Origin of the sequence: Aeoliella sp. (genome assembly GCF_965227375.1) — a bacterium.
Taxonomy (GTDB): domain Bacteria; phylum Planctomycetota; class Planctomycetia; order Pirellulales; family Lacipirellulaceae; genus Aeoliella.
In genome coordinates this window covers 3036631-3055351 of record NZ_CBDDFX010000001.1, presented here as the reverse complement: position 1 = coordinate 3055351, position 18721 = coordinate 3036631, and the positions used below count along the sequence as shown (strand labels likewise).

Sequence of the window (18721 nt, the reverse complement as noted above, 5' to 3'; positions counted from 1 at the left end):
ATGTTATACATGCCGATCTGTTCCGTACAACCTCAGTCGAAGGAAAGTACCAGTTGCCGCTGGCTATAGTTGGCCGACCCCACCTGTAGGCGACGGGCTGCTCTCAGGGCGATTGACAGAGCCTGCGAGGCATCGCCATGGCCCCGCGTGGCGCTACGCGGGGACTGTAATCGATAGCCGTACGACTTCTCGACAACTCGCAGATGCTTGAGGTCTGCTATCAGGTCGGCATGGTCGAAGATGTCGAGACGCTGCTCCCTGAAGCTATCCAGCGTGGCGACTGCCATCTCCTGGAGAGTTGGTCCGGTGAAGTGGCAGGCATCGACGCGGATGCCTTTGGACGCCAGACGCTGCAACAAGTATTCGGCCTGCCATTGGTCACAGCTGACCAGCGAGAGGCCATAGGTCTGGTGACAGCCGACAATCTCAGATTCAACGTCTGCGAGGTCGACCCGGTTTCCGTTGGTAGGCTTCCACGTGCGGAGCCTCACAAGCTTCATACGTCCGGTGCCGGTGTGATGCACATACTCGTTAGGCTCTTCGGCAGGGTCGAGAATGCCCAAGTCGATCATGGCACGAGTCTGGGAGTTGTACCGTTTGCTCCTTGGTCGTTTGGTCTCCACCCAGCCGACGTGCTTGGCCACCACAGCTACCGCTGTCCAATCCCGATTGGTACTCAGGTCGACACCACAGACGTACTGCCAGCCTTTTTCCGCTCGTGGTGTTGGTCCATCAAGACGGATGGCGTTGTCGATGTCGGCAGCGAGAAGAGCATCACCTGCACCACTACACCAGCGGTTTTCATAACAGCGTGCGAAAACAGGAGCAGGGAGAATACGTTTTTGCTCTGCGAGTCGTGCCTCAGACAACCAGCTGGCAACTACTCCAGGCTGCACACTGACATACCAGTCGGGATCGATCTCGATACGCTCAAATAGTTCGTATTGCCAAGACGGGTTGAATCCTGCGTTAGTGATTACTTCAAACGGACAGATACGTCGTTTCGATGCTGCACTAAGTACAGAGTAGAACAACTCATCCGATTTCCATACTGAGACTTCATCGGCACAAATAAACGACGGTGTATGGCCCCAGGATGTACTGGCATCGCTCGTGAGGATGTCGACAACGGAACCTGTAACGGTGTTCTCGATCGATTTGGCCTTGATCTTGATAACGTTGGCCAGCCAAGCATTTTCTCTGAGAGAGAGAATCGCTGACGCCTTGTCGTGATAGAATCCCGCCTGATCCTGATCGCCAGCAACGACGATGCCGTTGATCTTGTGGCGAGATGCGAACAAAGCGAACAGGCCTTTGACCGAGACGTCCAGCGTCTTGCTGTGACCTCTGGCACGCTGGAGCCATGCACGTTGATAGGGAACCTCGACCTGCCTGCCGACTATTGCCATCCAGGCGGGATCAAGTGCACGAAAATCTGCGTCCTGCCAATCGTCGATGACGTCTGCAAAACGACGTGGACCATCGTCCGTAGGGATGCAAAGCACCTCTCGGAATCGAACAGGATCGCCTTGCAACTTTGATGGAATCATGTAACCGCTGCGACACCGCAGCGCGTGGCGGTAGGTTTAGCTCTGCCAATCTTCGGGTTCGTCAAAGGCACCTGCGAGATGCTTTTCGATGAGGGCCTGACCGTCGACCAACATGCCGAGCGACTTCTGCATCTCGACAATCGCGGTGAACAGAGGTCGCATGGTCGTCTCGTTGTAGACAACCAACTCATCCGCCACCGCTCTGCGGATGGTCTGATAGATTTGCCTTTGCATCTCTGCTTGCTGGTCTGGAGTCATCTTGTCGGCCATGGTATCGGGGTTGGTGTGGTCGGTATCCAGTGCGGGTCAGGTCGGCAGTGGCTACGGCGGTACTCAGCAAGGTCTCGACACGAGCGTCCGCAATACACTTGGTTCCAGGTTCGTCGGCTGAAAATTTTCAGGCAGGTCGGGCAAGTGCTCATCGTGGTCTGGCCTTTTTGCGGTCGATCCACCTGCGAGCCGATGCAGCTCGTTTGCAGGTGAGGTCACAGTAGACCTGCCGGGGATTGGTGGCATCGAAGCAAATGCCGCAATGCGGACATGTACGGCGGATGGTTGGGCGGGTAGGTTTACTCATCGTTCTGATCGTCCTGTTCTGGGGCCACTAGGGGGCCGTACATGTCTTCAAGTTCGGACCGCTGGTTGGCGTCCAGGCCAAGCTTGTCGACGGCCTTGTCGCGTCTCTCAGAAGCTAGAGCCACCTCTCTCGCGTAGGCTAGCCGGGTGTTGTCCTCCATGTTCTCGCCCTCGCTCTTGAGCCATCTTTGAGCAAGCATGGCTACCTGCTCGTTTCTGCATGCCGTGACGATGAGCAGCGAGTCTTTAACGTCAACCTTTTTCTTTTTGGCCATCACTGCATCCTCCAGGACGCTACGTAGTTGCCCTACGAATTCGCCAATGTATTCCGCTCCCTCAGGTAGGTCTCCCAGTGCACAGCGTAGTCCGACCTTGAGGTTGAACCTGTTGCCTTTGGGTGCACCTGGACCACCAGCCGTTCCCTTTATGAACCGACCGTTTTCGTCCCTTTTTGTTGCGGTTTTAGTGCTCATAAACTAGGCAGACACCTGCCTACGGGTGTCGGACTCTGACAGGTGTCGATGTAACTTGGTTCATACCATCGCGTTAAAAACTTAGGGCATCGGATCAGCAGACCGTTACCAGACGTGATTGGCCTCGATATGCCTTGTGTACGCTCGTACCGTTAGTGTTGCTTTGTCCCTCAAGTCAATCTGCCATATCGAAAACGTTTCAATCTAGATCAGTTTCCAGACCATCACGTAAAGGTCGTTCCGCCCTGGGTAGTCCGTCCGAACCGGACCACGTTTAGGGGTGGGTGGTCGGCCCCTATTTATAGGGCCTACCACCCCCCCCTTTGTGGTCCGGGGTGGTCGGCATCACGGACTACCTAACGGACTACCCGACTACCCCTAGAATTCGGGGGCACCGAGGAGTGCATACTTGGTTGCCTTGTTACCTCCACTGACTCCCTCTTGTTCAATCAACAGGTCTTTGAGGTGCATCTTGCCCAACAGACGTGATAGGCGTTCGCCACCAATGCCGGTGCGGTCTCTCAACTTGGTTTTGGTGAGCCAGGGCGTCTCTGTAAGCGTCTGAGTGATGATCTCGATTCCCTGCTGGTCTTTGGTGTCTTGCTTCGTCTCCTGCTTCGTCTTGAGGCCGTCAAGCTTACGGACGTCGACAGCACCATCCGGCAGCCAGAGCGGGAATTCCCACCGCAGGCCAATTGGTGTGATCGGTGGGAATGACCGCACAGCAGCGTCTAGGACAACTACGTCTTGTTCCTCGTGAGGTCGGAGTATCAGGTGAGTGTCAGCTGCCCTCGACTGTGAGCCTGCTCCTGCTCCTACGTCTGTGACGCTCTTGTCCGATTGGAGGCCCTTGCTGGTGTGATGGATGAACACCCAGGCTGCCCCGGTTGTCGCTGCATACTGATCGACCGTGTTATACAATTTGGCCAAATCGGAATTGGAATTCTCGCTGATTCCTTCGGGCAACATCCTGTAGAACGCGTCAACGATGATCAGGTCGTATTTGCCAGCCATCGACTTGACCAGGGATTCCAACTGATAGATACCTCGCAGGCCACCCCGAAGCGGTAGGACGTCGAATGAATTACCGAAAGTGGCGGACTCAAGAGACAACGCACGCGCCACCAGGGGGATTCGGAATGCGATAGTTTCCGGATGTAGCTCATTGTCGATGAGCAAAACCCGCCCTGCGGTGGTGTCGAAGGACTTCAGCCATCGCGTCCCAGTGGCGACAGCTAGAGCTATCGAGTAACTCAGCCAACTTTTTCCCGCTTTCGGTGGGGCGATGATGTTAGCTATCTCTTCACGTCGAAGCAGACCACCGATCACTGGCGTTTTTAGCTCCGGAAAATTTTCCGTGAGGATGTCAACTGACAGTGGCCTCAACTTTTCTAGTTCTTTGTCGTCGCGTACAATCATGTGATGCTTTCGAAAATGCCCCGCGAGGCCTTGCACAAGAAACCTCGCGGGGCGTTTTAGCTCGTCATCCCATGCGGCGACTGTCCGAGCCTGGACCGGGTGGTTACTGATTTGCCTTCAGAATCTCGCGAGCCTCATGCACGGCGAGCATCTCCGCGAGTTGCTGTTTATCAAAGTTCTCCACGAGAAAATCTTCAATCACTTCTGCTGCCAGTGCTCCGTTCTCGACCTCTTGGAGAACGAAGGCCCTTAGCCTCTTCTCAAGTTGTTGGCGTATTTCAGCTGTCACGACTCATTTCCTTTGGGGTTAGAAGTACTCGGTTACAGTTGGCGACTTGCGACGTCGCCGTGGTTTCGGCTCTTGAAAACCAAGCCTCTTGGCCTCGAAATCCAACAATGCGTCCGCTGGGATTCGCCAGCGAGGTCGACCACAGCCGGGACGACTGCTGACGTCGATAGCTCTGAGTTCGCCGTTGTGAATCCAGGACAAAATCGTCTGCGGTTTGACCTGCATCCGTTCGGCGAGTTGGGCAACGGTGAAGTAGTTCACGCTCATCGGTCCAGACCCTCCACCAGTTTTTCGTAAACGGTGTGGTAGGCCCGTTCGACGTCGATGATCGCCACGGGAACACCAAGATCGAATGCAGCTTGCAAGTCGATCTCATCGTTCTCGAAGATGTCGCTACGACGCCACAGACGCGGCCAGGGCGGACAGCTGCCGACCACCATCAACATTTTGCGACCACGAGAGAATTCGCCGAGCAGGTCCTCCATAGACTTTGCCTGGAGCCATTCGACGACTCGTGCTATCTGATCGACCCCCAGACCACGACGACGCATGTCGATGGCGAGTGAGACTTTCAGAACATCGAATACCGAGAATGCGTGATGACGTCCACGGCCTGTTCCCTGCTTCACAGGCCTGATAACGCCACTCTCGACCCAGTTGGTTAGAAGCTTCGGTTTAACGCCAGTGATGCGTGTAACATCGCCGGAACCTACCAGAGTATCCATCTAAAAACCCCGTTCTTGTTGGGATGGTGCAAACGTAATCACGTTACGCACGAATCCTAACGCCGAACGGGGTTTCATAATGCAGTCGAAGTGTGGTCACATTTTGCGAATGTACCCATGTCCCTTTTTTGAGCCGGGTCTCTTGCCGGGTGGCTGCTCCAGGAATCCTAGTTGAACCAACTGCGGCAACTCGGTTCGGATGGTTTCGTAGCTGGGATGGCCGTTCAACTTGTCGGCAACCTGCCTGCCGGTGAGGCGTTCACCAATCGGCATGGCCTCCAGGATGATCTGCTTCGTTGCATCTAATTCGGCAGGCTTCACCCGTATCAACTCGACCACGGCCTCCAGCGTCATCCTGTTGGCTTCGGAGTGCCCTTTGCCATGTTCGGCACAGAGCCAGTTAACTATGTCCCTCCGCGACGTGAGGGGACGTCCGAATCTCTGTTGCCAAAGGTGCTGCATGGCACCGAAGTCGGTACGGACAATTCGGTCTGCGAAGTCATCAAGATCGCCGTCGCTCATTTCTTAGCCCCCCTGCGGCGCAACGCGGGGGCGAGCCACTTGCGGACGACCTCTACAGCATCCCTGAGACGATCGTCAGAGATGCGTTGCCGGTAGTTCCCTGCCATCGTGCCATCGACATGGCCCATTATCGCGTTGACGGCAACCTGATCGCGGCATTCACCAGCGATGGTCTCAAAGACATGTCGCAAGGTATAGAACGACCGACCCGGCCTGTAGGTGCCCGTAGCATCCAGCACCTTGCGAAATTCTTTGGTGATCGGGTTGAACGTCGCCTGCGTCGTCCAGGGGCCACCATACTTGGTGACGAACAGCAGCTGAGAGTTCGCCGGGTCCTTCGGAGTAGGACGCTGTTCGATGGCTTCACGCAGTGCCTGGACCGTCTCAGGCCACAATGGGCAGCGTCTCTCTACTGCCGTCTTAGGACGCGGGAAGTCGATCCAGCCACCATCAAGATCGACAGCAGACAGAGGCAAAGTTCCGCAGTCGGTGTTTCCGAAACCACAGTTGAGGCCGAGCAAGATCATCGCTTTGAGTTGGCCGTCTGTGCTCTTGAGAATTTTCTTCAGGTCCTCAGGCTCGAACATCCGTTCGCCTTTTTTCTGACGCTCTTTTCGAAGTACTCTCTTGCTGGGTTTCTTGAACGTCGGACCAAACCTAACAGGCCGGTCGATCAGGCCAGCGTCATAGGCGTACTTGAAGACCACACGAATTCTGCCAACCTCGTTGCCGAGCGTAGTCGGATTGGCGTTCTTCGCCAGCGATGCCCTGAGAGACTCAAAGTCATCCGCTGCGAGGTCTTCCACGAGGCGATGCTTATCAAACTCAGCGACGATCCGAGTGCAGGTTGCGTGGTAGTCCTGCCAAGTACGCGGCGTGATGTCGCCAGCGTCTCGCTGGTGGGCCTTCGCCGTCATGAAACGGTCGCAGAGTCCCTTCACGCTAAGACGGGCAGCACGCTGCTGGCGGGGCGTCCGACCGGCCAGCAAGTCGTCCTTCTCCGAGTTCCACTTGGCGAGGGCCTTTTTGCCCTTGGAGTCCTCATCCCACCGCCCAAAGTAGTGCAGCCGACCGAGCACTTTCTTAGCCCAATGGCCGTTGGCGTGAGGGAAGAGCGGGAAGTCTGTACAGGGTTTCTCAGGACGTGCCACGGGGGCAGATTTGGACATAGTATCTCCTACCATTCTGCGTGCGAGTTGGGCCTCAGCAGCTACAGTCGCTGAGGGTCTGCGGAATGGTAGGTAGGCAGTTGCGGGTGTCCAAAGGTGTCTAAGATTCAGAGGGGGTTGGTCGACTTCAAAAAACCCCGTGTTTTAGAGGGTGGCTGAGGGGAATCGAACCCCCGACCTTCGGAATCACAATCCGACGCTCTAACCAACTGAGCTACAGCCACCGTGGAGTGTTCCCAGGGACCGAACGCCAGGACTGACCTGGGTGCTGGGAAACCTCAATCGTACCTTGCGGAGGCTCGTTTGGGCAAGCCGCTAGCGGGTGCGCCAGTGGGCCAGCAGCAGTGTGAGGACCACGCCTGTGGCCAGGCCTCCTAGGTACGCCAGGGCGAGGGTGGGAGATTCGACGTGCGTGATATGGGCAAGGTGCAACATGGTAGAGGGACCCTTCGGCTGGTTGGTTGGTTCGGTGATTCGACCGAATAGTAATACCCGATTCCAGCCATTTCCGCCAGACGATCCCGCCCGCTAGAACTGGCTATTCGGCCTGTTGCTCGAGGAAATCACGGTACTCGGCGTCGAGTTCCGCGTAGGTCCGGCCCATCAGCGTGCTGAGCGTCGCCGGTTCGGCCCGGTGGGCGTAGATTTGCTGCAGGTACTCCACGAACTTCGGGCGCAGGTCGGGCGATTGCGCAAAGAAAGTTGCCAGGCCGGCCATCTGGCTGTAGAGGGGAACCAGGTCGTCGCGGCCCTGCAAGTCCCGCTTCCCCAGCGTCACCAGGTCGCCCATCGGAATGCGGTATCCCTCCTCCAAGAGTCGGCGGCGGGCCGAAGCAAGTCGCCCCGCGTCGGGGGTGCCGATGGTGAAGTACACCACGCCATCGTCGCTGCGGTGCTGGCGGAGCGACTCGAACAACGTGGCCACGCCCTCGATCGCCCAGAAGTTGTCGCTCATCCCGGGATCGCGACGTGCCCGATCGGACTGCTGGAACAACTGATGCACCGACTCGTGGTACAGCGTGGGGTCGGTGGCGTACTCATCCGAGTAGAAGAAGTGCGCTTCGCGTTGGTGGTCGAAGTAGATGCCGATGGTCTCAGCGACACGAGGCTGACGAGATACCAGTTCCTGATTGTACTCGTCTTGCGTGCGATGGTAGATCACCTGATAAGGCCGCGAACGCACGCCTGGCATTTGGTGCTTGTCGAACCGCCTTCGGAGTTCGCCATCGTCGATCGAAAAGTCGGCGAACAATGACAGCCACACCTGGTGCAACTGTTCCAGCTTTCCGGCCAGAGCCACGCCCGCTTCCAGACTATGGTTGGTGGTGACGTTAAAGTGATCGGTGCGAACCTGCCAACCGTTGGCGATCGCGGCGTGCTTCTCGGCATCCAACTGCTTGCTCACCCACCGGCGACGATAGCGGCGCTCTCCTTGATCGTAGCGCGCGAGGTCGTCGGGGTTGATCCAACCATAAGTCGAATTCCACTGCAGCCCGCGTTTCGCCATCCGCACACCATAAGGTGTGAGCCAGCGCCCGTCGTGCTTTTCGTAGCCGAGTGCCAGCCGCGCCGGCTCGCAATCGGGATCGGCCACCACGGCTTCGGTGGCCAGGCGAATCGCTAGCGCTGCCTCGCCGAGATCTGCCGCCTGGTGGGCGAGGTCCGATAGTTTCTTGGCGACTTCAGGATCCGCCGGGCGGGTCGATTCGGTGTAGCTGTAGTCGTCGGGGGCCAGCATGACATACTGTCCGCACTGGAGCGTGGGGTACGAGCGAAGCGCTTCCCACTCGGCACGAATCTCTTCCACCCCCTGCCCTATCGCAGCGCACGGCGCGGCGGCTGCGACCAGCAGACAGATCGTGGCGAAGGGATGATTCATACGCGCAGTGCAAGAACTGCCAAAATGGATTAAGCGTCGCCTCAGAAAACATGGCGAGCGCACTACCACTATTCTAATTCACGCTAGTCGCCACGGAGTCCGGATTTGCGGCTTATGCCGGCGCGATTCGAGCGGGCGACCTGCGATTGCCCTGCCTTCAATCTATTCGTCTCCAAACGCCGCGTCGAATTGCACGCTGGAGGGCGGGAAGTCGATGCGGCGGACAAATTCGGCGGCCTCGCGGGCGCCGTGGTCGCGCTCCATGCCCATGTCTTCCCACTCGACACTTAGCGGTCCGGAGTAGCCCACCGCGTTGAGCGCCCGCATGATTTCTTCGAAGTTCACGCCGCCACGTCCCGGGGAACGGAAGTCCCATCCGCGGCGGGCGTCGCCAAAGTTCAGGTGGCTGGCCAAGATACCCGTCTTGCCGTTCAAGGTAACGATGGCGTCCTTGATATGCACGTGGTAAATGCGGTCGGGGAACGCGCGGATGAACTCCACGGGGTCGACGCCCTGCCAGTGCAAATGGCTGGGGTCGAAGTTGAAGCCAAACTCGGGGCGGAACTCAAGCACCTCGAGCGCTCGCTCGGCCGTATGGATGTCGAAGGCGATCTCGGTGGGGTGCACTTCGAGTGCAAACTTCACACCGCACTCGGCGAACACATCGAGAATCGGATTGAACCGCTCGGCGAACAACTCGAAGCCCGCTTCGAGCATCGACTCGGGCACGGGCGGGAACGAGTACAGCAGGTGCCAGATACTCGAGCCGGTGAAACCGTTGACCACGTCGACGCCAAACTTCTGCGCCGCGCGCGCGGTGTTCTTCAGTTCCTCGATAGCCCGCTCGTTCACGCCTGCAGGATTACCGTCGCCCCACACGTATTCCGGCAGGATGCTCTTGTGCCGTTCGTCGATTACGTCGCATACCGCTTGTCCCACCAGGTGGGCACTGATGGCGTGGCATTCCAGGTCGTACTTGTCCAGGCAGTCACGCTTCGCCGAAACGTAGTTGGGATCGCTCATCGCCTTGTCGACTTCGAAGTGGTCGCCCCAGCACGCGAGTTCGAGGCCGTTGTAACCAAAGTCGCGAGCCTTCTGGCACATGACGTCGAAAGTCAGGTCGGCCCACTGGCCGGTGAATAGCGTAACAGGTCGAGACATGTTCGAGTCCTTCGGAGAGTCTGATTGGAGATGTTTGCTGAGTGTTTTTCGACGCGGCGCAGGGGACTGCCAAGCCACAGGTCCGCAACCTCTCCTAGTATCCGCACTCGCCGCCAAAAGAAAAAGCCCCGCCAGTCGTTGACCGATCCTGGCTGGTAGTGCGTTAGCAGCCGGCAAGAGAGGCTGCTGGTGACGTGAGAGACGCGAAACGGTCTACTACCGCGCGCGTTTCTTCTTCAATCGTCCGCTCATCTACCGCGTCGAAGTTCGGGCGGTAGTACTGAGGGCGATGCAGCTTCGTGGCGTACTGTTCGATCAGTTCTTCGCAGTCATCCAAGCCACAATGCGCAAAGATCTGTGACAGCACGTCCGTAGAATCGTCGCACAGCTCTTCGTATCGAACAACCAGCACATGCTCGCCGAGACGAGAGTCGGACTCTAGCTGGTCGGCGACGAAACCGTACAGGTGCGCCCAGTAGCGGGCCCACCCGCGCACGTCCTCTCCCCTGTCCCACAGGGCGTTAACGTCTTGCACCGTCGCGGCGTCGCCGGCGTTGATGGGGATGCGATGCGCCCCGAACTCGTAGTGCCCTACTCGATCGAGATACTGCACCGACCGCGGATACTTGTCAGCAGCTTTGCTGAGCAGCACATGCTGTTTTTGCAGCGACGCGATTTGGGTCAAGGGATCGCGAATCGGCAGTACGAAACGCGCATCGGGAAACAGCTTGAGGAGGTAACTTAGCCGCGACAGATTGTAGTTGCCTTTCGAAGCGTAGCGATTCGCGCCGCGCACCAGCAACATCTTGTGAATGTGGTCCTGGTAGAAGGCTTCGAACGCCCGATTGTCACAAGACTCGTCCAGCACGTTGCTGACGAGCGGATCGTGAAGGTCGTCGAAGAACTCCATCCACAACATTTCCTCGATCGCTTCCGGGCTATCGGGCGTGATCATGATTCCGTCGCCGTGGGCGCGCTCGGCCGGCGAAGCGTCCTCGCTCCGCAACCCTTGCGTGGCTTGGTTCGCCCAGATAGGTGTAAAGATCGACCAATAGTCGCGGTACGTGTGGGTGGCGACCTGGGGATGACCGGCGATGGCCTCGAGCAAGATCGTGGAGCCCGATCTGGCGAGGCCCGCGATGTAGATGGGGCGATCTATCTTGACTGTTTCCAAGCGATCACGGAGAACGCTGGACTCGAGCTGGCCAAGCCGACGCCACATGTGGCGCGTTGAATGCAGCGCGCTAGACAACAGATGCTCGTGCCATGGTATGTCGAACGCCTGTAGGTCGGGCTGCACGGTGCTTGTGGTCATTTGATCTTGAACCGCCACTTCGCAATCAGCGCTGAAACCGTCAGCGGCACCCAGAAGGCCACATGCCCCGAGTTGAGCCAGGACGGCAACCAGTTGGCCTGAAAGGAACTCTGAGTTGCGTCGAGGGTACTATCGATCAGCCAGGCAACGCCCAGCACGACGAGTCCGGCGCACAAGGTTGGGATCAGTATCAGTTTGATCTGTCGCAGCGACAGCCCCACAGCGCGGCTGGCCAACCGCCATACGGCGCCGAGGTCGCTGTCGTCCAACTGAATGAGTGCAGACTGCGTGGCCTTGATCTCGGAGCTCAGCGCGGCAACCTGCGCCTGAGGCGACAGCTTGCCGTACAGCAACATGGCCAGCAGGCCTGTCACGCAACCAGCACCGACAAATAGCACGATCGAGTCCACGGTGGTCTCTTCCAGCCTCGAGGCACGTTGAGCACAAAGCGTCTAGTGGCTGGCCTGATCGGCCACCGTCGTTTGATTCCGACCGTTGCGCAGCTTTCGCAGCAACATCCGAATCGGCCAAATGGCGATTGCTCCCAAGGCGATGGCCAGGGTGGCCAACAAGCCGATCAAGGCGGTCAGCATGGTCAAGCCGGGGCCTGGGCCAACGTACCCGACAACCGGGAGTAGTAACGCGAAGGTGTGAATCATCACTAGGGTCCCCTACTGACTAAAGCGGAGTTGTGTACGCCGTCCAATGGAAACTGGACGTAATCGGCGGGCAATCGGATCGCACCGCAGACAATGGCAATGCTTGGCGCTCCATCGTCGGGGAGGATCGCGGGGTTGCAAAACTCCCAACAAATCTCACCGCTGCGCGACACTTCCAGAATTCGACCTGCGTCCGATTCGGTGATCAAAACATTGTCGTTAGGAAGCAGTTGCTGGGTGGAACGCACCAAACTGAACAGGGGCTCGCTCTCCGAGCCGGCGTAAGACCAACGGATGGCCTGCGAGGCGGGATCCAATTCCAGAATGCGCGAAGGTCCACCGGGCCCGGCGTTTCCGTGATTGTCGAACAAGAGCACATTGCCGTTGGGCAGCACGTCGGGGTCGTGCTGAGCTCGATAGGGACCGCAGCTTGCCCACACAATTTGCTCGCTCTGGAGATCCAGAATCGCCAAGGCGTTGCGCGAACGAAGCGACACCATGACCTGCCCTGCCTTGGCGAAGTCGTGATGCGCGGCAAACTCCGGCGTGATCAATTCCACCGTATTAGTGTGGAGCAGATCCCACTCCTCCTCGGCAACCGTCGTCAACAGGTCCGCATAGTCCGAGCCCGCTATGGCATCCAGCAGCGACACTCGCTGAGCGACCTCGCCGTCGGCGGATACCACCAATACGTAGTCGTCCAGCAGCACTCTTCCCAGGTGCTCTGCACCGGCGACGGGTGTTGCGTCGCCATTGCGCCAATCGTGGGCTAAGGTGATGACCGATCCATCGGGGCGTACCACCAGGTCGTGGTGAATGTGGTCGGCCAGGCTCCAAATGACGTTCGACTGGCGATCGACCTTTACGAGCCCATAGCCCCAAGGGGTGTCGCCCGCCGCTTCGTACATGGCGATCAAGTCGCCATTGGGAAACAGGTGCGCCCGACGCCAGTGCACGAACGCCGGAGGGACGGCTCGCTCGACGTGTGGCGGGTTGTCCCACAGCGTGTGAAATGGCAAACGCCAAGAATGCTGCAACTGCCCATTCATGTCGACCAGGAACGCGGCGCAGTCGTGCCCCGACGTATACAAGGTCAATCCATCGAAGCACTTGTCGGGTTCATATCGCGTGACTCCACGTTGCTCGAAGCGAGGAGCGTGCCAGAGGTCGGTCTCTCGCAGCGACGATGAGGTCGCGATCTGACGATGCACAGCGCGTGCGGCCGTAAAGGCGGGCTGCAGCCACATGGAGTAAGGAAAGCAGCGAAACTCCGCAACCGCGCTACCCAATAGAAAGAACACCACCGCCACGCTCGTGAAGACCACGAACATCGCGGGGCGTCGCGGGGCGTCGCTTACACGCTCTACCCGCTGCTTTTCGATTGAATTCGGTTCCGGTGCAGACATGCGGCATCATACAGATGAACATTTGTCTTCAAGCTATAAAGGACATTCAAGCATAGGTCACCCCAGGTGTTTCGCCGGAGAAAACTGGCGTTCTCTGAGTCCCAACTTGCTTGACATTGCCAAAAAGCTGGATCTAGCGCTGCCGATGGCGAACCGGCAGGCCCACCTGCGGGTAACACGCTCTAGGCCTGACTGGCTCCCAGCTCCATCTGGCCGGGTTCCAGGTGCGATCCCTTGGAGAAGAGGACTGCTTTTCGCAAAGCGAAGTTCCATACGGCCACAGCGAACAACGCGATGAGTTTCGACACAGCGACGTCCAGGCCAAGCCACTCCTTGCCGGTCCATAGAATCAGTTCCGTCAAGAAGAGCCCTGCCACACCGATCACGGCGAACAGAACGAACTCTTGTTTCGGATTGCTAAATCGCCGCTGCGGAAACACCCACCGCACGCACAGACAGTAGTTGAGCGTTAAGCCAACCGAATACGCCACGGCGGCGGAAGCAAGGTAGTTCCACTGCCAAACAAATACGGCCACCATCAGCAGCGAGTAGTCGACCGCAAACGCAACCAACCCGACGACGATGAACCGGAACGCCTGCACGAACAGACTATCCGACGCTTGCTGGAAGAGTTGCTTGGCGGTCTGAAATCGCATCAAGTGGCGGCCTCCGCCATGACCAGTCCGGACGAAGTGATCGTTGCCTCTTCCTGATACGACTCGTAGTCGGTGTTCACAGACCAGAGATCCTGCTGCCCCTGCGACACGATCTGCTCGGCCGCCAACAATCCCATCAGGATGCTGTGATCCTGATTGTTGTACTTAAACGCTCCATAGCGGCCGATGGGGGTCAGTCCCTTGAACTCGCTGAGGTGGTCCACCAGCACTTGCAAGTGCTCCTGATACCCGCGGGCGTAGACGGGATAGGACTTGGGCACGCGAATCACCGATCCGTCCTGAATCTCTGCCTCGCCCAGCAGTCCGGTCGCGCGGAACTCTCGCTTGGCCCGCTCGACCATCTGCTCGTCGGATTCGTTCCACATCGGGTCGCCATCGTTGGCCCAGTACTCGAGCGAGACGATGGTGTTGTTCGACGAGCCGTACAACTGCGGGACCCAATTGCGGAAGTTGGTGATTCGTCCCACCAGCAAGTCGGGATCGTGGACGTACAGCCATTGATCGGGGAACAGGTCGTCGCTGGCGATGTTCAAGTAGACCAGCAGGGTATTGCGGAACTTGAGGGAGCTGGCTGCCTGTTGCACCGAATCGGGCACCTGATCCAATCCCTTGACCAGCAGCGTCAGTGGCATCGTCGAAATGACGTGATCGCACTCAGTCCGAGCGCCATCGGCAAGCTCCAGCCCGGTCACTCGCTGCCCTTCGTTCAGCACGCGTCGCACAGGGCAGTTGAGTCGCACACGACCCAGCGCGCCGACATACTCGGCCATGCGATCGTACACCAGGCCAGTACCGCCGAGCGGATAGGCAAACTGGTCGACCAACGTGCGGTGCTTACCACGCCCGATACCCAGGGCGTCCTTCAGCACGGCGGCCATGGATAGTTTCTTGATTCGCTGCGCTGCGAAGTCGGCGTCCAGGTCCTGGCAAGAGATGCCCCAGAGCTTCTCGCTGTAGGACTTGAAGAATGTTTCGTATAACCGGCGACCGAACCGCCGCACAACCCACGACTCGAACGAATGGTCGTCGGGCGTCGGGGAGATCCGTTCGCGCAAGTAGCTGGTGATGCAAGCGGCGGCTTCGCCCAGGTACAAGTTCCGCAGGGCGTCGACCGGCTGCAGTGGGTAATGGAAGAAGCGCTGCTTGTAGTAGATCCGCGTCATGCGGTCGACCATGGCGTAGTCGTCGCCGACGACTTCCAGCCACAAACGATTCACCCGCGCGTCGCTGCTGAAGAACCGATGCGGTCCCAGGTCAACGGTCTGATCCCAGAGTTGGAACGACCGCGACATTCCCCCCACCTCGCCGCTGGCTTCGTAGACTTCGACCTCTACGCCCTGCTTGACGAGTTGGTAAGCGGCGGTCAGCCCTGCAGGGCCTGCCCCGATAACACATACTTTCATAGGTGGAACTCCGGTCTCACAACGGTTGCCCGATAGGCTACTTCAGAACTCTACCCTCTCTGGTAGCAATAGCCGCACGTTCCAAATTCAATCGACCGAATTCCAACCGGCACAGTCCTCACCATCGGTACTTCCCTAATCGGCCAACAATTATCGCTCGTTAGAGGCCTGACTGGTGGCGAGCGACTCGCGTATCTGGCGCGCGTCGTAGATAAACAGTCGCCCGTTGGTGGCTGCGTACCAGCCGTCGAACTCATTGGGCACGATAACCAGGTCGACGTTATCGTCGGCGCACACCTGCAGGAGGTCGCTGACCGTGGGCGGAGGCACTTCCACGGCTCCGAAAATGCGGTGAACGCCCCGCCTTTGGGAAGGTAGGCAGGTAGAGATCCAGGGCCGGCGGATGTCGAGTTCAAACTTGCGGGTCAGCTTCGCTCGGCGGTTGCCTTCGATGGCCGTTCCTCGATTGAACACGTTTCCGGCGGTTTGCGGGATGGAGTAGAAGCTGGTGCATTGCAGGTCAACCCAGATCACATCGAGCGGCGCCAGCGCCCAGTACAAGACCGGGGTCTGGTCGGGGCGAGCATACTCTGTCTCCAAGTAGTCTTCCACAAACGCAAAGTCGTTGGCCTCCTCGACTCCAATCGACTCGTAGATCGCACTGGCGGGTATCAGGAAGAACACCGCATGCAGCCCCACCCAACCGCAAGTTGCTACGCCACGATACACGCCGTTGCTCCGCAACAATGCGTTTAGGGCAAGCAGCAGCGAAATGGCCGCCGCCCAGGTGAGAACTGGCCCCAGGCTCTTCGGCAAGGCTGCCAGACGCTCCAGTGGTCCGAGTATCGGGATCAAGTCCACGTAGGCGCTGCCAGCGATCAACGCAACAAGCAGGATCACCATGACCAGCGCGAGCTTTGCGTAGCCTCGCAGCGCCGAGGCTTGCGCACGGTTCTCCGTACTTTCACCACGCTGCCAGCAATAGACTGCCACGCACAGCAAGAACACGGTCGCGAACTGCACGTAGGTCAGCGACAGCGCGGCAAAGCACATCAACACAACAATCGCCGACCGCAGCCCGGTGGTCGACAGCTGACCTCGGAGTAGTCGTTCGAGCAAAGCAAATAGCACAGGGATCTGCACCATCTGCAGCGGCCACAACGCGCGATACGCTTGCCCTTGCAGCAACAACCGATAAGGCAGGAACGGCGAGACCAGTCCAACGGCCAATCCCACCACTCCTAGCAGCAGGATGCAGTCGAGCAGTCGCCGCGCACCTGTCGGCACGACAGCGAACAGGCGACCAGCCACAACAATCCCAAACGCGGTAGCCACCGCTGCCCAGTCCCAGAGTTGCCACAACGAGGGCACGCTGTAGGGATTGGTGCCGGTGGCGTACGTCCGCCACTGGTCGTCCATATGTCCAAACAGGGCGGTGCCGAGCGGTTCGATGCACAGGACACTCAATACCACCGCGAGCACCATCAACAGGCCCGAGCCAAAGTACACTGGCTTCAATCGCCCCATGAGCTGAAATGCGATCCAAATGCAGAGTCCGCTGAAGCCCATGATGGGATGCAGCAGCATCGATGCGATCACACACACCAGCGATGCCAAGTGCTTCTCGACAAGCAAGCGCTCCATCGCCAACACGACCAACCCCACCGCCCAGATACGCGGAGTGAGGAAGTTCTCGTTGACGTGGAACGTTTGCCAGCCGCCAAATGGCAGGGGATTCACCGCCAAGTACACCAGCGCCCCTAATGCCGCCAGGCGTTGCCGCAGCAAGGCTGGCACAAAACGAATTAGCGCGTACAGCCAAATCGCATTGCCGATGAGGTACAGCGTGAAAAATGCCGTCGGCACCCCCATCCAGGCGGCCAACGGCCGGCTGATGCTGGAAAACAGCGAGTACTTATCCTGCGAACCGTACTTCAAGTACAGGTCTTCGCCGTACACATCGGGATGCAGGTGATCGAGCACCTGCAGAGCGTAGAGCCGCGCGTCATGGGTGATTCCCGCATACGGCCGGCAGATCGCTCCCAGCAGCAGTAGCGAGAGCAGGAGCAGCACAGGGCTACCGCAGAGCCTGCGCGTGACCGACAACAGGCAGGGCCGGAGAGGAAGTCGGCGAGCTGGTTCGGTAGTTCCCATGCTATCGATAGAATCGATTACAGCAGTCGTGTGCGCAAGCAGTGTGCCAAGGCGCGTTTTCTCCCTACTCTAGGTCGCACTTCGGATAGGTGAGGTCGTTTCCCAGCGATTCCGCGTCCACGCGGCTGGGGTGTCGGCGGAATAAAGCAAAAGCGGGCGGCGAATTAGCTCGCGTTCCTATCCCGTGGCCACTCCGTCCCCGCAATTCCGTGGGACGCTCCCCGCCTATGCTATAATTGCCGCATGATCCGCCGCACTACAGCAACGTTGTTTCTAACACTGTTCGTCGCGCTCGCTGCCTCCCTATCTCAGGCGAGTGACGCTTGGATATCGATTGAGGTCGTCACCGAGCAAGGTGTCCAGGCGACCGCGCAGCGGCAGTGGATTGAGTTGCTCACCGATGCGGGCGCCGACGACGTGCGGCTGCGCGGGCACCGCGCGGGCGACAAGCCGGAACTGCGCGAGACTGGCTCTGCCGAGCGCCCCCGCTTCAAGCTGATTGGTATGCTCAACTCGCGCGGCCAACTGACATTGCCGGGCGGCAAATTCGACTCCCGCAGCCGCTCTAAGCTCAGCGATTACCTCGACCGTCTCGGCTCCGATGGCGCCGAAGGAGTGACCGCCCCGCGCGGCAAGTTCGGCCTGACCGAAAAGCAAACTACCGTCGTCCGCGAAGACCTTACCAAGCTGCTTGGCATCGAAACCAAGGGCCGCTCGCTGGCCGACGTGCTGAAGGACGCCGATAAGGTAACCGACTTGCGTTTGCAGATGGACGACTCGATATGGCAAACCGTGAGCAAGGCCAAGCCTGTAGACGACGACGTGCAGATGCTGACCACCGGCACCGCCCTGGCGTTGCTGCTGAAGCGCGACGGCCTGGTGCTGGTTCCCACCAAGGAGCGCGGCGAAGAAGTAATGCACCGCATCGTTCGCGCTGCGGACATCGAAGGCGACACCTGGCCGGTCGGCTGGAAGCCCAACCGCGCGCCGAGTAAAATCGCTCCCAAGATGATGGGGAAGCTCAACGCGCAAGTGGAAGGTTTCACCTTGGCCGAAGCCATGGAGTCGATCGAACCGCGGATGGGCGTGCCGGTGTTCTGGGACCACGCCACGCTGCGTGCCAGGAAGATCGTGCCAAGCGAAATCGACGTGAAGCTCGCCCGCCAGCAAACCTACCTGAAACGCGTGGCCGATCAGCTACTTTTCCAAGCCCGCCTGCGGGGCGAGTTGTTGGTGGACGAAGCCGGCACGCCGTTCTACTGGATTTCGCGGTAGGCAAAGTTGTTTTTTGCCGCTGGGAGCACCAAGCTCCAATATCACCATTTCGGCGGCGAATAGACGCGC

General features: G+C 58.8%; 19 protein-coding genes and 1 tRNA gene. 1 reads left to right on the top strand and 19 read right to left on the bottom strand.

Annotated elements, in window-relative coordinates; all coding sequences use genetic code 11:
- Positions 1-32: 32 nt before the first annotated feature.
- The 19 genes from ACQK2L_RS12450 to ACQK2L_RS12360 all read right to left on the bottom strand — a co-directional run bounded on the left by ACQK2L_RS12450 (position 33) and on the right by ACQK2L_RS12360 (position 17296).
- Positions 33-1550, bottom strand: coding sequence for a terminase large subunit domain-containing protein (locus tag ACQK2L_RS12450; RefSeq protein ID WP_425397297.1), 1518 nt, complete (start codon positions 1548-1550; stop codon positions 33-35).
- Between the two features lie 36 nt (positions 1551-1586).
- Positions 1587-1820: a hypothetical protein gene (locus ACQK2L_RS12445; protein ID WP_425397296.1), complete on the bottom strand. Its 234-nt coding sequence runs from the start codon at positions 1818-1820 to the stop codon at positions 1587-1589.
- 299 nt (positions 1821-2119) lie between these two features.
- On the bottom strand, positions 2120-2599 hold the full coding sequence (locus ACQK2L_RS12440) for a hypothetical protein (protein ID WP_425397295.1): 480 nt from the start codon (positions 2597-2599) through the stop codon (positions 2120-2122).
- 378 nt (positions 2600-2977) lie between these two features.
- On the bottom strand, positions 2978-4018 hold the full coding sequence (locus ACQK2L_RS12435) for an AAA family ATPase (RefSeq protein ID WP_425397294.1): 1041 nt from the start codon (positions 4016-4018) through the stop codon (positions 2978-2980).
- 103 nt (positions 4019-4121) lie between these two features.
- The gene (locus ACQK2L_RS12430) at positions 4122-4307 is read right to left on the bottom strand and encodes a hypothetical protein (RefSeq protein ID WP_425397293.1); all 186 of its coding nucleotides are present in this window, start codon (positions 4305-4307) and stop codon (positions 4122-4124) included.
- Between the two features lie 18 nt (positions 4308-4325).
- On the bottom strand, positions 4326-4574 hold the full coding sequence (locus tag ACQK2L_RS12425; RefSeq protein WP_425397292.1) for a helix-turn-helix domain-containing protein: 249 nt from the start codon (positions 4572-4574) through the stop codon (positions 4326-4328).
- On the bottom strand, positions 4571-5032 hold the full coding sequence (locus ACQK2L_RS12420) for a MerR family transcriptional regulator (RefSeq protein WP_425397291.1): 462 nt from the start codon (positions 5030-5032) through the stop codon (positions 4571-4573). Before ACQK2L_RS12420 ends, ACQK2L_RS12425 begins: the two co-directional genes overlap by 4 nt.
- A gap of 96 nt (positions 5033-5128) precedes the next feature.
- The gene (locus ACQK2L_RS12415; protein WP_425397290.1) at positions 5129-5554 is read right to left on the bottom strand and encodes a hypothetical protein; all 426 of its coding nucleotides are present in this window, start codon (positions 5552-5554) and stop codon (positions 5129-5131) included.
- A complete protein-coding gene (locus ACQK2L_RS12410) occupies positions 5551-6705 on the bottom strand; it encodes a tyrosine-type recombinase/integrase (RefSeq protein ID WP_425397289.1) in 1155 nt (384 codons plus the stop codon). The genes ACQK2L_RS12415 and ACQK2L_RS12410 overlap by 4 nt, the downstream gene beginning before the upstream one ends.
- Before the next feature lie 168 nt (positions 6706-6873).
- A tRNA-His gene (locus ACQK2L_RS12405) sits at positions 6874-6947 on the bottom strand.
- A 314-nt stretch (positions 6948-7261) separates the two neighbouring features.
- Positions 7262-8602 carry a hypothetical protein gene (locus ACQK2L_RS12400; protein ID WP_425397288.1) on the bottom strand — a complete coding sequence of 447 codons (1341 nt, stop codon included), beginning with the start codon at positions 8600-8602 and terminating at the stop codon, positions 7262-7264.
- Between the two features lie 162 nt (positions 8603-8764).
- The gene (locus tag ACQK2L_RS12395) at positions 8765-9763 is read right to left on the bottom strand and encodes a sugar phosphate isomerase/epimerase family protein (RefSeq protein ID WP_425397287.1); all 999 of its coding nucleotides are present in this window, start codon (positions 9761-9763) and stop codon (positions 8765-8767) included.
- Between the two features lie 163 nt (positions 9764-9926).
- On the bottom strand, positions 9927-11078 hold the full coding sequence (locus tag ACQK2L_RS12390; protein WP_425397286.1) for a sulfotransferase: 1152 nt from the start codon (positions 11076-11078) through the stop codon (positions 9927-9929).
- Entirely contained in the window at positions 11075-11488 is a 414-nt protein-coding gene (locus tag ACQK2L_RS12385) for a hypothetical protein (protein ID WP_425397285.1), read from the bottom strand. Before ACQK2L_RS12385 ends, ACQK2L_RS12390 begins: the two co-directional genes overlap by 4 nt.
- 42 nt (positions 11489-11530) lie before the next feature.
- On the bottom strand, positions 11531-11737 hold the full coding sequence (locus tag ACQK2L_RS12380) for a hypothetical protein (RefSeq protein ID WP_425397284.1): 207 nt from the start codon (positions 11735-11737) through the stop codon (positions 11531-11533).
- 2 nt (positions 11738-11739) lie between these two features.
- Positions 11740-13143 (bottom strand): arylsulfotransferase family protein, encoded by a 1404-nt coding sequence (locus ACQK2L_RS12375; protein WP_425397283.1) that lies wholly within the window; start codon positions 13141-13143, stop codon positions 11740-11742.
- Positions 13144-13325: 182 nt separating this feature from the next.
- Positions 13326-13799 carry a GtrA family protein gene (locus ACQK2L_RS12370; RefSeq protein ID WP_425397282.1) on the bottom strand — a complete coding sequence of 158 codons (474 nt, stop codon included), beginning with the start codon at positions 13797-13799 and terminating at the stop codon, positions 13326-13328.
- Entirely contained in the window at positions 13799-15223 is a 1425-nt protein-coding gene (locus tag ACQK2L_RS12365; RefSeq protein WP_425397281.1) for an FAD-dependent oxidoreductase, read from the bottom strand. The genes ACQK2L_RS12370 and ACQK2L_RS12365 overlap by 1 nt, the downstream gene beginning before the upstream one ends.
- Positions 15224-15373: 150 nt before the next feature.
- Positions 15374-17296 (bottom strand): hypothetical protein, encoded by a 1923-nt coding sequence (locus tag ACQK2L_RS12360; protein ID WP_425397280.1) that lies wholly within the window; start codon positions 17294-17296, stop codon positions 15374-15376.
- A gap of 324 nt (positions 17297-17620) precedes the next feature.
- Here ACQK2L_RS12360 and ACQK2L_RS12355 point away from each other — a divergent pair, with 324 nt between their 5' ends.
- On the top strand, positions 17621-18652 hold the full coding sequence (locus ACQK2L_RS12355; protein ID WP_425397279.1) for a hypothetical protein: 1032 nt from the start codon (positions 17621-17623) through the stop codon (positions 18650-18652).
- Positions 18653-18721: the final 69 nt, after the last annotated feature.